Here is a 15,179-nt window from a genome sequence, read left to right on the forward strand (position 1 = left end):
CATCGCTCAGGGGTTCTTGAGGAGCCGGTTGACTCGCGCTGTCTCGGTTTTGATGAAGTCGGTATCGAGGAACGGGTCGGCCGAAATCCTTTGGAAGCGGACCATCCCCTTGGCGTCAATCAGGAACGTGCCGTGCAGCGGCTGGTCCTCGAAGTCGTCGAACGCATGATAGGCTTTGAAGATCTCCATCTTGGCGTCGGACAGCATCGGCATGGAGAACTTGATCTTGTCGGGATTGTTTTTGAGTTCACGGGTGGACTCGAGGTCGTCCGTGCTCACCGCGACCACCTCGGTGTTCAGCGCCTTGAGGGCGTCGATTTCCTTGCCGAAGGTCTGAAGCTGCTGCATACAGTGGGCACACTTGCCTCCAAGAAAGAGTAGGAGAACAACGTTCTTCCCTTTCTGGTCGGCGAGGTTCCAGTCGGCCTTCTCGGTGTCCGGTCGTGAGAACAGTTCGGCAGGGTAGGGGGCCCAGGTCAAGGGGCCGAGCGTCGAGAGATCGATCCGATTTGCGGTTGCATCGTCGGTCGCTGATTCCACAGGAACGGCGGGAGCCCAGTCCTTATCATCGGCCTTCCAACCGGCCACGATCTGCTCAAGGCGTTGGAAGACGGGAAGGTCGCGGTCCGCCTGTTTGGCCAGAGGCTCGAGCTTGCGATAGGCTTCTTTCGCCTCTTTATCCTTCCCCACGGCGTGGAGGATGACAACCTGCGCGGCCAAGGGGGGGACCTCGTTCGGTTGCTTCTCAACGGCCGTCTTCGCGACGCTCTCGGCGAACCCGAAATTTCGAGCGGTGAGATGAGCACGGGCCAGCGCCTCGGTTCGCATCGGCGACGCCTTGGCGAACTGATCGAAGGCCGGGCCGACATCCCCCTTGGCGAGGAGCTGGTAGCCTTCCAGTTCCGCCAGGGCCAACTGGCTGGGGGTCAGGGAAGGCGCGGCGCTACCGGACGGCCGGGTGGTCGACTTCGATTCTCCGGCAATCAAGGCTTTCAAGGCGTCGATCTGCTCGGTGAGCTTCGCGGCATTTCCCGTGGCGGCATAGGCGAGGCCCAAGGTGTACGCCTTCTCCTTGCGCTCGACGTTCACGTCCGACCAGTCGAGTGCCCCCGAATCGGTCGCCGCGATCAGGTCGTCCCAGAGTTCGTAGCGACAGAGGATCTCCGCCCAGCGGGCGCGTCCGCTCCGTTGTGGCGAACCGCCGTCGTTTTTGCCGTTCTTGGAGGGATCGCGTGGCTGTTCCACCAGGTTGCGTGCGACGGTGATTGCCTCGCGGGCGCGGCCGATGTGGCTCAGGCTGGTCGCAAGCCACTGGTTGTTATGCGCGTAGTTGTGGATCTCGAACGGCATGGTCCGCTCGCGGAACATGGACGCGTGATCGACACGGGCCGAGCCTTCCTGTTGATAGGCGGCGTCGGTGTAGCGCTTCAATCCGGTGTAGGTGTGGCCGGGCATGTGCCAGGCATGGGCAATACCAGGAGCGGTGCGGGCGAAGAGGCCGGCGGACTTCTCGGCGCGGGCGGGCTTCACCCCGTCCCAGAGGTGGATCCGATAGTGGTGGGCCCCCGGGTGCATGGGCTCGACCTGGAACACGGTGTCGAGAAGGGTGTCGACGGCTTGGCGACTGCCAATGCCGTCGCTCGACGCGTTTTGCCAGGTCACCATGGCCAGCCAGGCGCGAGCGTCAATGTCGCCCGGAAACTCCTGGACGATCGTTTCCAGGCCGAGTAAGTGATTCTTCTTGCGGGCTTTGGAGTCGCCCCCCTCTTGATAGAGGGCCTCGAGTGCGTCGAGGTAGAGCGTCTCGCGCTTGGAAATCTTGGCAGCCCGTTTTCGGGCCTCTTTGACGAACCCTTTGGCCCGACGATCATTGTTGACGTTGGACATGGCCATGCCCCAGTAGGCCATGGCGCAGTCGGGATCGAGTCGAGCAGCTTGGCGGAACGAACGCTCGGACTCGTAGTAGTAGAACGAATGGAGTTGGGCGACGCCTTGGTCAATAAAGGCCTGGACCTCAGGCTTGGCGGTCGTGACGGGGAAGTGGATCTTGCCCATCCCGTCCATCATGTGGGCCTGGTGTCTCGGTCCGTCGTTGAAGGCCTCGCCGTGAATCGAGTGGCCGGCGGCGGGTATAGCGGGGTTCTTCTCGCTGGCCGACTCGGTTGGCTTCGTCGGTTCCTGAGCACCGGCTTGGGACGCGAGGACAAGGGCCAGGACGGTAGGAAGAGCCTGGGCCCGGAGCAGAAGTCGCATCGACGGTTCTCCGGTCGATTGGGGAGGATCCTCAAAGGTCTTCAGGGCGACCGACGCGGCTCACTACCGCTTCCCCATCATCCCCGATCCGCTCTGGAATTGCGAGTCGTCAGGCTCTCGAGTCGGCCGCCGTGCAACTCGCGATGGAAATGGCTGCTCCCTCATTGACACTGCCTGAAGGAATGCTCACCCTTGAAGCACACAGCATCCGGCGATTCCTGTCGAAAAGGGGGGAGCCAAATGATTTGTCGACCTCTGCTTTGTCTGCTCACGGCCGTGGTGACCCTGGGGATCCTGACCGCGTCGAGTGTCGCTCAGCAACCCTACTGGCAACGCGATTCCTTGGCGTCAAACTCTTCCGCTCGGCCGACGTCTTCGCCGAGGGACGGCCTCGACCGATTCCGGCCTTACACGTCCTCAGATCGCGGCGTGCGGTCGACGACGAGTTATCGGAGCGAGCCCAGACCGGCTGCTCAGCCCGAGGTCACGCGCACGAATTTTTACTCCCAGCGCCGGGACTACTTCCCAGGGCTCCGGACAGGTCAAGGACCCAACCGAAATACAGCGCATGCCGGTCATTGCGTTCCCAGCCGGAACGCGCTGCTTTCCCGATAGAAAAGAGTGACCCGAGATCCGTTCCGAAATCTGTTGAATGGGGTCGATGAAGTCCATCGACCCCATTCAGGCACCTTGATGCCTTGTCGTAACCCGGTGGCACTTCAGTCAATCGGCCGGGTAACCCCACTCTTCGAAGCTCTTCGCCCAGGACGTCTGGATCCGTCGTCGTAGCGCGAGGGGGAGGTTGGGGTATTCGTTCTTGCGGTAGTTCGCCAGCGAGCCGACGTATTCTTCGAGACGAGGGAGCACGGCGTCGAAATCCGCGAGTCCAAGGTGCTCGTAGGCTCCGCGAATCTGTCCGACCGGATCGTTCTCGAGTTCTTCAAAGGCCAGTTCGTGAAGGCGATCCGCAGGGATCAGGTCGCGCTCCTCAAAATAGGCATCGTACATGAGTTGGTAACGCCGCAAGACCGTCTCGTCCGGATCGCCGGTTCCCTGTCGTTGGAAGCGGAGCGACTGGGTCAGCACCCGGTTCAGATGCTTCGTCGACTGAAACACGGTGTAGGGGTTGCGGCTGATGTGCAGGAAGCGAGCGTCGGGGAACAATTCCAGGAGCAGCTTGATCCGGCAGGTGTGTGGGGGCGATTTGAGCAGCATGGGGCGGTCGTGCCTCAAGGTCAGCTTCTTGAGGAACATCACCAACTCATCTTTCCAGCGGGCCACATCGGCTGTCGAGGCGTCTCGAAACGTGAGAAACCGCTCGTAGTGCTCCTGATTCCTCGGGAAGGCCCAGGCCATGTAAGGGGAGCGGAGCGAGGCTGCACACGTCGCGAACTCATCCTCGTTGGGCATCTGAAGCCCCTGCGCGACGTTGTCGAAGCTGCGAGTCTGGGGGACCAAGGGGCGGACCAGGTTTGTCCGCGCATCCTCCGTACAGAGGAAGGTGTGCGGGAAGAAGGCCTGGTAAAGGTTCGGATAGGCAAAACGATCGTCGAGCGCGAGCAAGTTGTGGAGCAGGGTCGTCCCACTCCGCCAATGCCCGAGAATGAACAAGGGGGGTCTGACTTTGACCTGGGCGAGTGCCTCGCCGAATTCCCGTTCTTCACGTTTCTTGTAATACGAATTCAGCACGCTGCCGACGGTCAGGATCGCAGCGCGTGGGCAGCGGGGAAGGTCGATCGCAAAGCGGTTTTCCCGCAAGGCTTGCCACCAGTCACCGAACGTCACGCCACAGAGATTCGTGAAGAGCGTCTTGTACAGCCAGATGCGAACCGTTTCCGACGTCTGCGAGACCACCTTGGGCGTCTCGGTTGCGACCATTGTTGCCACGTGCATCCCCCGGACGGACTGGCTCGAACGTGTACTTCTGTCCTATGCCCCCGTCATCCATCGACGCGGCTTCCTACCCTCCATTGTGCATGACTGGCGCCAAACGTCAAAGTCGAGTCAAACCTCCTGCTCTCCGGTTGAGTTGTCACGGGGTCGATGTCGACTAGAAAGTAGAGGAGGGTTGGGGGATGGGCCGATCATTCCCCCTGGTCTGGGTTCGTAACGAGCGGCTATGATGACTTAGCCTTGGAAAAGCTCAGCGAGATGTCACTTGTCGTGGTGGGTGAGCGATGCTCGATTCGGAACGCCCCCTGGTCGGGGTAGTGATGGGAAGTCGGTCGGATTGGGCGACCATGAGCCAGGCGGGGGAGGTGCTCACCGAACTGGGTATTCCCTACGAAGCCAAGGTCGTCTCGGCTCATCGAACTCCCGAACGGCTCTTTGAGTACGGCCGGGAGGCCGAAGGGCGAGGCCTGGAATTGATCATCGCCGGGGCGGGGGGGGCCGCTCACCTGCCGGGGATGTTGGCGGCCGTCTCGGTCTTGCCCATCCTTGGTGTGCCCGTTGAAAGCAAAGTCTTGCGCGGGGTGGATTCGCTGCTCTCGATCGTTCAGATGCCACGCGGGATCCCGGTGGGGACGCTCGCGATCGGCGCGGCCGGGGCCGCCAACGCCGCGCTCCTGGCGGCGGCCATCCTCGGTCGAAAATACCCCGAGATCCGTCAATCGCTGGTCCAATTCCGCGAGGCGCAGACCGAGGCGGTCGGAGAGTCTCCCTTATGAGCCCCGGCTTGCCCGTTCCCCTTCATCCTCCCGCCTCGCTCGGCGTCATCGGTGGCGGCCAACTCGGCCGGATGTTCATCCAGGCGGCCCAGCGGATGGGATTCCGCGCCGGGGTTTTGGCGACAAGCGACGACGAACCGGCCGTGCAGGTCGCGGACTGGGCGGTCATCGCTCCCTCCGACCGACTCTCTGCGCTCCGCTTATTTGCCGAACAGGCCGAAGCGATCACGGTCGAATTTGAGAATGTCTCGGCCTCCGCACTTCGTTGGCTCTCCCGAACACGGCCCGTCCGTCCCGGCTGGAAGACCGTCTGGGTCAGTCAGAATCGACTCCGCGAGAAGTCGTTTCTGACGCGTCACAAGATCCCCCACGCCCCTTGGCGGCCGGTCCGCGACGAGGCTGAGCTCGCGGTTGCGATTCGAGCCGTAGGTCTCCCCTTGATCCTCAAGACGGCCTCGTCCGGCTACGACGGCAAAGGACAGGTCCGGGTTGAACGTGCCGAGGATGCAGGCGCCGCCTGGTCGAGCCTGGGGCAAGTCGCCTGCGTGGCTGAGGGTTGGGTTGACTTTGAGTCGGAGATCTCCGTGATTGTGGCCCGAGGAGCCGATGGGGCGGCCTTGGCCTTCCCTGTGGGATTCAACCGGCACCGGAGTCACATCCTTGACTCCACCGTCATGCCCGCCCCCGTCGGCCCCATCGTGACGCTCGAGGCACAGACCCTGGCCCTCTCCATCGCGCAGGCCCTGGAGACGGTCGGCGTGTTGACGGTCGAGTTCTTTGTCACGTCGGCGGGGGGCCTGCTTGTGAATGAACTGGCGCCTCGCCCGCACAACTCGGGTCATCTGACGATTGAAGCGGCGACCACCAGCCAGTTCGAACAGCAGGTCCGAACCCTTGCCGGCCTTCCCCTGGGGGCTTCCGATCTCATCAGGCCGGCCGCGATGGTCAACCTGCTCGGTGATCTCTGGGCCGATGGCGAGCCCGATTGGCCGGCGGCGCTCCGGTCCGACCCGGGGGTGAAGCTCCATCTCTATGGAAAGAAGGGGGCGTCGCCGGGGCGTAAGATGGGGCATCTCACCGTGCTCGACCCTGATGCCGAAACGGCCCTCTTTCGAGCGCAGGCGGCACGGCGAATCCTGACCGATTCGCGCACAGACGGAATTCGTTGAACTACGAGGCTGATTTCTTTAACAAGCCAAGCCCGCATATCGACCCGTTGAGAAGAAGCCTTCTCGTCACTTCGTCGGAACCCATCAACGCTCCCATTTTCTGGCGAGATCGCGTCGTTCGAGACTTTGGCATTTGGCGTGGCCTTCACCCACGGCTCGCCCGGTGTCGGGCCGCAAGGGAATGCCTCGATCGCCGCGATTTTTTTTCGACCAGCGAAAATTGTCTAAAGTTTTTCCAACAGCGGATCGCATTGCCTTTGACGAAGGGGTGTTAAGCTGTTAGGGTGGATGGCGTCTAATGGAGTAGACCATCACGAACTCCGTGATGACGTATCGGAGGTTCCATTATGGTTTTTGGGAGGTTTGTTTGATTCAACGTGCAGTTGAGGAGTCCCTTCCCGGGTTTCAATCGATGGGGCTAAGTGCCCCGCTGTTGCGGGCTTTAAAGAAGGTCCGTTACCACACCCCTTCGCCGATTCAGGCGGAATTGATTCCCGAGGCTCTCGAAGGTCGCGACGTGATCGGCCAGGCCAAGACGGGCACTGGCAAAACCGCGGCATTTGGCATCCCCCTCATTGAGATGCTCGAGGCACGCGGCAAGGGTCCCCAGGGGATTATCCTGGCGCCGACTCGCGAACTCGTCCAGCAGATCGTCGCCGAGTTACAGACACTCGCCGATGGTCAAGATGTTGTCATTTGCGGAATCTATGGCGGCGAGCCTATCGACAAGCAGCTTCGCGCGTTGCAGCGTGGTGTTGACCTGATCGTGGGAACTCCTGGCCGTGTGCTCGATCACATCGAGCGACGTACGCTCTACCTGGGCGACATTTACCACGTCGTTCTCGATGAAGCCGACCGGATGCTGGATATCGGCTTCCGCCCCGACATCGAGCGAATCCTTCGCAAGGTCCCGAATCCGCATCAGACCTTGCTTCTTTCGGCGACCATCAGCCCCGACATTCGTAAACTTGCTCAGCGGTACATGTTTGAACCGGTCGAGCTCAACCTGTCGCGGGATGAACCCTCGGTCGATTCGATCAAGCAGTACTACGTCACCGTCGAGCACGAACGAAAGTTCGACCTGCTCGTCCATCTGCTTCAGCGCGACCGGCCGCGTCAGTGCATCGTCTTTACCAGGACGAAGCGCGGGGCGGAACGACTCGCCGACCGTCTTCGCGGCCGGATCCCCGGGGTGGCGACCATTCATGGCGACCTCGCACAGACCGTTCGCAACCGAGTGATGCTCGGGTTTCGCAACGGGACGATTCCTGTCCTCGTGGCGACTGATGTTGTGGGACGCGGTATCGATGTCAACGACATCAGCCACGTCATTAACTTCGACGTTCCTGACGATGCCGAAAACTATGTCCATCGGATCGGTCGTACGGGCCGGATGGGCAAAGACGGTCTCGCTTACATGTTCGTCTGCCCCGATCAGGGCGAACCCCTGACCGCAATTGAGAATCTGATCAACAAGACGATCCCGACACTTCCTCTCGACGGGTTCGAGGCCTACCGGCGGCAGCCCAAGAGGGAAACCGCTTTCAAAGAGATTTACAGCACGGCGGCGACCCGCTCTCCGTATGGTGCCGTGAGCTCTCGCGAGAACGTCTGAGACGAGTTGAGCTGAGTTGAGATGATGGGATGGCCGGACACGAAACCAAATGTCCGGAACGATGTTTCTGTGAGTGTCAGTGTCAGTTGCCTTTGTCGGGATCTTGGAGAGGCAGTCTTCGACGGCCGAAACTCAAGGGTTTGCGGTCTCAGCTGCCTCTCTCGGTTTTTCGAACACCCGCCCCACTTCGTCGGTTCCCCTTCTCCTTTCCGCTTCCCCGCGAACTCGACCGAGAGCGTCGAACAGGCTCTTCGCCTCTTCAAGTAATGCCTCGCTGGACGGTCCCTCGATCGCGTATTGCGCTTGGTCGCACCGAGCGATGAGGCGTTCCGCTTGCGCGCTGAGTTCATCGTTGCGCGTCGCGAGGGCAATCCCATGACGCGCTTCCTCGGGCGTCAAAACGCCACGCGGTCGCGAATGGGTAAGGAAGAGATACTCGCCCAGCCCTTCGGTCAGCCGCCGGGCGGTTTCAGCTGCCGTTAACGACGTGTCAAGATCTCGCAGCAATCGAGACATGAGGTGTTGTGCGGCGAGCCTCGACCGGCGGAGGCGGTTCAAACGCCTCAGGCCAAGCCATGTCCCCACGCTGGCGACGAGCAAAAGCCCCCCGATCACACCGACGACGAGCGCTCTCTGCCAAGGCGAAACCGGGAGGGGGACAGACCGGTAATCCAGGCGCGAGGGATCGAAACGACCGACATCGACGACTCGCACGGCGACGCTCGGGGAGGCCTTTGTGATGTATCTCCGCAGTGTGGGGTCGAACGCGGCAATCGCCACGGGGGGGATCACGAACTGGCCGCTGCGCGTCGGCCGGAGCCGATAGCGGAAGACCCGCGACGGAGGTTCAGCCACCGCTTCGACCGGTTCGGGCTCGATCCTCAGGCCGGGTGAAAGTTGCGGGTGCCGCCTGATCTCGGGCGCTTGGGGCATGCCGATCGCTGCGGTCCCGGTCACGCGGATTCGGAAATCCAAGACTTCGCCGACCCGGACGCTCGAGGCGCTGGCTTCGGCCGTAACCTCGAACGACCCCACTCCCCCGAGGAACGACTCCGGCCGGCCTAACTGGGGGACATTCTCAATGGGGATGCTTAATGGCTCGCTTGCGCCGGACCTATCACCAAGGCGGGCCGAGATTGGGGGAATCTTGAGCACCCCCGCGCGGCGGGGAACAACCCGATAGCGCACGATGAACCGGTTGCTCTCGAACACGAGACTGCCGATCCCACTGGCGCTCACCTGCTTCAAGTCGGTCCCGATCGGAATCAGATCGGCGTCCCCGATCTTGGGCGGGATGACCGTCGGCCGTTCTCCCTCGGCGATCACACTGACCTGGAGAATGATCGATTGCTTCACGTAGTAGGGTGAGGGGGAGAGCTGAGCCCGGACACGGAGCGGCTTTGACGGCTCTCCTCGAGCCGTTCCGCAGAGCATTGCCGTCAACACGAAGAGCCGAACCACGAGAGGTGTTTGACACAGGCGAGACCAGAGCACCAGGACCAGCTCCTTGGGATTCTTGGCGACGATCACCAGTCCATTCGTTGATCGTCGGTCGGGGGAAGCGTTTCATCGGGCCTTCGGCTGCGGGCCTCTCGGATGTTTTCCAGAGCGGCGTTAAGCCGTCCCTCGGGCGAGCCTGCGCTGGGGGGTGTCGAACCACTCCCTCCAGGACCTTGCTTCCCTGAGGGACGATGAGGCCCCGGTTGGTCCCCGTCGGCTCTGTTCGGGTTCTTGGATTCGGAATCGTCCTGCGAGCGATCTTCTCCCTCGTCGGGCTTGGGTGATTGGGGGCGATCGGCCTTGGATGAGGGGTCATCCTTCGAATCGGACGGGTTTGAAGGGGGCTTGGCTTGTTCCACGGCAAACCGTCGATTGGCCGCGGCATCACTCCGAACCGCGTCCATCACGCTTCCACGGGCCGTCGATGCGAGGCAATCATCATAGTGACCGAGTGCGGCGGTCAGATCGCCCAATGCCAGCGCCGTATTGCCCAGGGCGAAGTCGATCTTGGTCCGGAGCGATGCATCCGCCCGTTCATGAGCTTCGCTGTATCGCGTGATCGCATCGGAATAGCGCTGGAGGCGATATAAGGCCGCTGCGGCGTTGTACCGAGGTATAGCTCCACGTGGGTCGAGCACGATCGCACGTTCGAACGCGGTGAGGGCCTCGCCAAAATGGCCTGCGGCATAGGCGGAACGCCCGTGCTCGATCCGAGCGGCGGCCGAATCGTGGCCTCCCCCCGCGCCCAGCGGAGCGAGGAGGCCCAGGATGATGATCCAACGGCGCGATCTGAGCCAACGCCCACGGCTCGGCCACGACCCCCAGAGACCCAGTCCGAGAGCCGTGGCGACGAAGATCGGGAACCGTTCGCTCTTCTCCGAAGGACGAATGGCTTCTCGCTTCAGGCGGGCGATCGGGGCGATTCGTTTCTGGTAGAGCCGACCGAGGTCGACCGATGCCAGTCCGAGTGGTACGAAGGCACCCCCCGTCTCGCGTGCGAGCGTCTCGAAGGCCCGATCCTCGCGTTTGGAGAGGACGGGTGCCCCTCGGTAAGCCAAGGGGGCCGCCCCTCGCCCTGAGGGAACCGTGTGTCCGTGCGCCGGGTCGCCAATGGCAATCGAATGGACGACGATCCCGGCCAGGCGCAGGTCTTTAATGGGGGTGGTCCAGGTTCCGGCGTGATCCTCGCCGTCGGAAAAAAGGAGGATCGTCCTCCCCTCGGCACGATCCTGGTCTCCGAACGCGTCGATGGCCACGTCAAGCCCCGCACCCAGGTCGGTACCGCCCGGTTGAACATCCCCCGGCCGCAACTCTCTGAGCGACTCGGCGGCGGCCCCGAGGTTCTCGGTCAAGGGACAGCGGAGCCGGCCGCGCCCGGCAAAGGCGACCACCGCAGCGCGGTTGCCTGGGTTTTCGCCCAGAGCTCGGATCAAGCTTTCGGCCGTTTCAATCGCCACGCCCAGCCGGTTGGGGACGGCGTCTTCGGCGCCCATACTCCGGCTTGTGTCCACCAGGAAGACGATGTCGTGCCCGGGGGGGAGAGGCGGAATCGTCCCGCGTCCCCACCGTGGCTGGGCGAGCGCCAGGATGAGGCAGGTGATTGCCGCGAGCCAGCCCAGCGAACCGTCACGCCGGAGTCGGCCACCTTGGCCCAACGATGCCCAGTCCCGTTTCCGCCGGAGCAATCCACGCACAACCCATGCGAGGAGGAGCGGAAGCGTGACGAGGAGCCAGAGTGATTGAGGTTGAGCGAAGACGTCCATGAATCGGTCAATCGCGCGAGGGAAAGGGTGAGATTGTTAAAGCCATAAATCGTGAATGAGTTCGAGAATTGATGCGTTCTTTCGAATCCTTTGGGAACGAACCGGTCAGGGGAGCCGCTTCAATCGTCCGGAGGAGAGCAGGCGGTCGGTCGCCAGGAGCGCGAGGGCCACGATGACCCATGGCCGATACTCTTCACGATAACGGGTTCGGATCTCACCTTGAACAGGGCTTTTTTCCAGAGCATCGATCGTCCGAAAAACACGGTCGAGTTCGTTCGCGTTGGCGGCCACGAACGCGCGGCCGCCGCCAATTTTCGCGAGCCGTTTTAGAAGGACGTAGTCAGGAGCTTCGACCTGAGCGATCAGGTCGAGCTTCGTGACTGGTTCGGGCTCCCGGACGATACCTTCGGGCTGCCCGATCGCGATCGTATGGAGCGTGACGCCCAGCTCTTTCGCCAGCCGAGCCGCATCCTCGGGGCTGAGTGGGCGGGGAACGGCCGGGTTGTTCTGCCCGTCGGTCAGGAGGATCAGAACTTTTTTGCGCTGGGGGGCCGCGTGCAGGTCCTCAAGGGCCAACGCAATCGCATCGCCGATATTGGTTCCCTGGTCGCCCGGCCGAGCGGGCAGAAGGCTGCGTGCTTTTTCAAGCAGGAAAGCGTGATCCAAGGTAGGCGGTGAAGCGCGGTCGGGGTAGTTCGCGAACACGATGAGGCCGATCAGGTCGTCCGGCCGCCCTTCCACAAACCGGGCGAAGGTCCGCTTCGCAGCCTCAAGCCGGGAGATCCGTGTGTCCCCCTCGTCTCCGTCGGGCTCCTCCGTCTTCATGCTCGGACTGTGGTCGAGCACCGCCATGATCGCCACCCCTTGGCCGGCGATGCGAGTGTGGCCACCGACCGTCTGGGGACGGGCCAGGGCCACCACCATGCCGATGGTCGCGAGGACCCGAAGCAGGACAGGAATGCCGCTCATCGCGGCCGTGGCGATTTTCCCCCCTTGAGGGAAGCCCGCCAAGGTCGGCCAACTGATCCTTGGCCTTGACCTGACCAGTAGCCATGGGAGAGGCGCCAGCACGAGGAGCACCAACCAGCCAGGCTCCGCGAGACGCATCGATGGACGACTCCGCTCAAAAAAAATGGATCTTCGATCCAGCGTCTCTTCGACCCAAGGTCTACCCCTACGATCTTAATACGAAGCGCTCGAGTTACCATGGATCACCCATCCCTTTTTTTGAAGAGGATTTCGAGCGGGTCTCGACAATTCCCAACGGCTTGGCCGATCGGCCCTGTTCGTGGGAAGAACAAGGCCGGGGGCATCCCAAATGGGCGACCCGCTCCGATTTCAGGGGGATGCGTTGAAGTCGTGGAGGAGCAGGGGCGTTCCATCAAAGGAGGCGGGGATGACTTGGCTCGTGGTCGATCCTCCGGAAGCCATTGAATTCGCTTGCCGAGCGGAGGGTTTGCGCGCTAGTGTCTACAGCGGTGCGACGCGAAGGGTTCGATTTCCGTGGAGAATCGGCTCCCGGTTGCACGAAGCGGGACGAGGACCCACCGTGACGGTAAAGGGCCTCGGTCGGATCGATCCTCGACTTGAAAAGTAGGAGTCACTCTCTGTGGCCGAACCAACGAACGCAGGCGGCGATCTTCAGCAAAAATACCGGCAATTTCTCGACTTGTTACCGCTCACGATCTCCCTGGCGGGCCTGCCGGTGAGTGAGGGGCGCCTTTTCAGCGAAGAACAGATCGAAGCGCGGGCCATCACGGTCCGGGCGGCCTATCGGGTCGCACGTACGACCGCCAAGGAATGCCTGAGCGGGTCGTAAGAGCGATGCCGGTCGGACTCGAGGGGACTGGGGCGAATCGGGGGCAAGGCGCTGTTCGATTGCGATTAAGAAGCCGATAAGAATCGCGTGGTGAGAGGGGCCGCCGCGGGGGACAAGTGACCCCCGGCCGCTCGTCACGCCTCTGAACGGCATTCCACTCGCGAAAGGCCCTCCTCGAGATGACGATGAAGATGCAACCCGACGGTGGCGGACCGCGCAAGCTTCGTGCCGCGATCATTGGCTTCGGGCTCGATTCTCAAGATAACGAGCAACGACTGAGCACGGGCGAGACCTGCCTGCTAGTTGGTGGTTCGGCCGAGACTCATGCCGAAATGCTCGAGACCATCTTGCGACTTGAATCCGAACTCGATCGCCTCGGTCAGGATCTTGCCGACGTCACACCGAACGAGCTGGCCGACATCGCCTGGAGAATCGACTCCCCGGAACTGCATGACATTGCGGTGAGACTCAAAACGGGTCTCCGAAGCTCGGGGCGGGCGTTTCATGATCATTCGGCGGAAGAGTTGACGAACCTCTCCGCGCCGATCGATCTCTGAATTTCTCCAGCGCGATTCCGAAGCTCTGACCGCCGATGGCGGCTGCGACGATGCGTCGCAGCCGCCATCGGCGGTTTCTTTTGTCCCCTCTTCGCCCACGCAACCCGGCCGGAGCGTCCTGGATCAAGGATGTCGTCCCAGCCGGTGTACCTGCGACTGACCTTGCGAAACCCCTCGGCGAAGCCGAAAACAGAATGCTTGAGTCATGACTGGAGTCGACCACAAAATAATAGTGGCCGTTCGCCAGCGAATTCTGAAACGAGAGACTCCGTGTTGGGGTATCTCGGGTTGAAGGTGTGGGTGTGGTCGCCCGCGACGCGGGCGAAGGCGTGAGGCTGATGGATGACCGTGCGTTGATCGAGGCGCTCCGCTCCGGCGATCGGCAGGCTCCTCGCCTCCTGATCGAACGGTTTCAGGGAGTGGTCTTTGGCCTCTGCCTTCGCATGATGGGCCATCGGCACGACGCCGAGGACGTCATGCAAGAAACATTCGTCCGGGCACTTCGGGGAATCGCCGGCTTCGACGCTGAACGGCCGGTTCGTCCCTGGTTGCTTGGGATCGCGGCAAACCGGTGCCGAACGGCGCTGAGCCACCGTGCCCGAAGGCCTGGATTGACCGAGACGGCCCAAGATCAGATTGACCACCGACCCGGTGTGGTCGACCCCGATGACCTCGCCGGAGAACTCGAACGGGCGCTGGGATTGCTTCGCCCCGAGTATCGGATGGTCTTCGCTCTTTTTCACGATCAAAATCTTGCCTACGAAGAGATTGCCGAAGCGGTCGACAGGCCGATTGGAACCGTGAAAACGTGGCTCCACCGGGCCCGGGCAGAACTGGCCGAACACCTGACCCGCCGAGGTGTTCGCTGTTGAACAAAGTTTAAGCAAACATTGAGGTGAGTTTTTTCAGTCCGCGGTGGCTCGGTTTGTCCTTCCGGATCGGCTTGCTGAAGAGAGCTTGTGAGGCCGGTTCGGATGCATGTGTTGAGGACAGTACCTGATGCAATGTCTCGATTTTGAACGACTTTTGAACGAGCAGCTTGATGCGCGTGACCTGGCGTCGCCCGATCTCGATCGCACGCTCGAGGCACACGCGGCGGTCTGTCCCACGTGCCAACTCACGGCCTCGCGCTACCAGGTGCTCCAGCAGGTGATTCGGGCCGTGGCTCGGCCCCCCGCGCCGCCGGTTGACTTCCTCTCTCGTTTTCTTGAGTCCCCAGCGCTCGATGATGGCCCGCTGACTCGCCGAAGGGCGCTCACGACCAGGCAGGTGATGGTGCCTCTCGCCATGGCGGCCTCGCTTCTCTTGATCGCCTTTTTGGGGTGGCGCTCCTTCACTGAGCCTTCGCCGTCATTGGCTCAAAAAGTGACGCCACCTCTTCCCAGCGACGAACCGCCGTTATTGACCGATGCCTTTGCCTCCGCCGGGTCGGCCACTTGGCATATTGCCGTCGAGACTTCGGTACCCGCCGCCCGAATCGGCCGGGAGTTTCTCGACGCGGCCTCGTTTCAAGAGCGGTCCCCCGGCGCTTTGGCTTTCACACTGCCGAACCCTCCTTCGACGGAGGTTCTGGAATCGGTGGGGGATCATGTCAACGCTCGGGTCCGCCCGTTCTCGGGAACGGCTCGACATGCTTTCGGTTTCCTCCTCGGCCCGCCCACGGAACCAACGAGTCCGGCTGTGACCTCCCCGAAGAGTGGCTGAGCGAACAAAACTATTTTCTCGTTTCCTCCTCAGTCGATATCGAACAGACCGAGCAAACTCGGATTTAGCCTTCCTCTGGGGCCTTGTTGTTGTGTGGGCGGGCCTTTTTCTCCCTCCTTTTTTTTGCTGC

The 15,179-nt window shown here is 62.0% G+C and carries 12 protein-coding genes; 7 read left to right on the plus strand and 5 right to left on the minus strand.

The genetic code is table 11. The annotated features are described in order from the left end of the window. Positions 1-6: 6 nt before the first annotated feature. Both SINAC_RS27035 and SINAC_RS27040 read right to left on the minus strand, forming a co-directional pair. Positions 7-2,253: a peroxiredoxin family protein gene (locus SINAC_RS27035; protein WP_015248752.1), complete on the minus strand. Its 2,247-nt coding sequence runs from the start codon at positions 2,251-2,253 to the stop codon at positions 7-9. Positions 2,254-2,976: 723 nt separating this feature from the next. After that, entirely contained in the window at positions 2,977-4,131 is a 1,155-nt protein-coding gene (locus tag SINAC_RS27040) for a sulfotransferase family protein (protein WP_015248753.1), read from the minus strand. Positions 4,132-4,430: 299 nt separating this feature from the next. Between SINAC_RS27040 and purE the strand changes: the two genes are divergently transcribed. The 3 genes from purE to SINAC_RS27055 all read left to right on the plus strand — a co-directional run bounded on the left by purE (position 4,431) and on the right by SINAC_RS27055 (position 7,706). Then, entirely contained in the window at positions 4,431-4,922 is a 492-nt protein-coding gene (gene purE / locus SINAC_RS27045; RefSeq protein WP_015248754.1) for a 5-(carboxyamino)imidazole ribonucleotide mutase, read from the plus strand. Further along, positions 4,919-6,091 (plus strand): 5-(carboxyamino)imidazole ribonucleotide synthase, encoded by a 1,173-nt coding sequence (locus tag SINAC_RS27050; RefSeq protein WP_015248755.1) that lies wholly within the window; start codon positions 4,919-4,921, stop codon positions 6,089-6,091. The genes purE and SINAC_RS27050 overlap by 4 nt, the downstream gene beginning before the upstream one ends. Before the next feature lie 367 nt (positions 6,092-6,458). Beyond that, complete coding sequence (locus SINAC_RS27055; protein ID WP_015248756.1) at positions 6,459-7,706, plus strand: DEAD/DEAH box helicase; 1,248 nt, start codon at positions 6,459-6,461, stop codon at positions 7,704-7,706. 132 nt (positions 7,707-7,838) lie between these two features. On the opposite strand, the gene SINAC_RS27060 is transcribed toward SINAC_RS27055, so the two are convergent. The 3 genes from SINAC_RS27060 to SINAC_RS27070 form a co-directional block, all read right to left on the minus strand. Next, positions 7,839-9,236, minus strand: coding sequence for a BatD family protein (locus SINAC_RS27060; RefSeq protein ID WP_015248757.1), 1,398 nt, complete (start codon positions 9,234-9,236; stop codon positions 7,839-7,841). Continuing rightward, positions 9,233-10,969, minus strand: a complete 1,737-nt coding sequence (locus SINAC_RS27065) for a vWA domain-containing protein (protein ID WP_015248758.1) — start codon at positions 10,967-10,969, stop codon at positions 9,233-9,235. The genes SINAC_RS27060 and SINAC_RS27065 overlap by 4 nt, the downstream gene beginning before the upstream one ends. A gap of 105 nt (positions 10,970-11,074) precedes the next feature. Further along, positions 11,075-12,076, minus strand: a complete 1,002-nt coding sequence (locus SINAC_RS27070; RefSeq protein WP_015248759.1) for a VWA domain-containing protein — start codon at positions 12,074-12,076, stop codon at positions 11,075-11,077. Positions 12,077-12,578: 502 nt separating this feature from the next. Between SINAC_RS27070 and SINAC_RS27085 the strand changes: the two genes are divergently transcribed. The 4 genes from SINAC_RS27085 to SINAC_RS27100 all read left to right on the plus strand — a co-directional run bounded on the left by SINAC_RS27085 (position 12,579) and on the right by SINAC_RS27100 (position 15,049). Further along, a complete protein-coding gene (locus SINAC_RS27085) occupies positions 12,579-12,788 on the plus strand; it encodes a hypothetical protein (RefSeq protein WP_015248761.1) in 210 nt (69 codons plus the stop codon). Between the two features lie 185 nt (positions 12,789-12,973). Then, positions 12,974-13,345, plus strand: coding sequence for a hypothetical protein (locus SINAC_RS27090; RefSeq protein ID WP_015248762.1), 372 nt, complete (start codon positions 12,974-12,976; stop codon positions 13,343-13,345). A gap of 338 nt (positions 13,346-13,683) precedes the next feature. After that, the gene (locus SINAC_RS27095) at positions 13,684-14,217 is read left to right on the plus strand and encodes an RNA polymerase sigma factor (protein WP_015248763.1); all 534 of its coding nucleotides are present in this window, start codon (positions 13,684-13,686) and stop codon (positions 14,215-14,217) included. A 127-nt stretch (positions 14,218-14,344) separates the two neighbouring features. Next, a complete protein-coding gene (locus tag SINAC_RS27100) occupies positions 14,345-15,049 on the plus strand; it encodes a hypothetical protein (RefSeq protein WP_015248764.1) in 705 nt (234 codons plus the stop codon). Positions 15,050-15,179 lie beyond the last annotated feature (130 nt).

This window comes from Singulisphaera acidiphila DSM 18658, assembly GCF_000242455.2.
Lineage (GTDB): Bacteria > Planctomycetota > Planctomycetia > Isosphaerales > Isosphaeraceae > Singulisphaera > Singulisphaera acidiphila.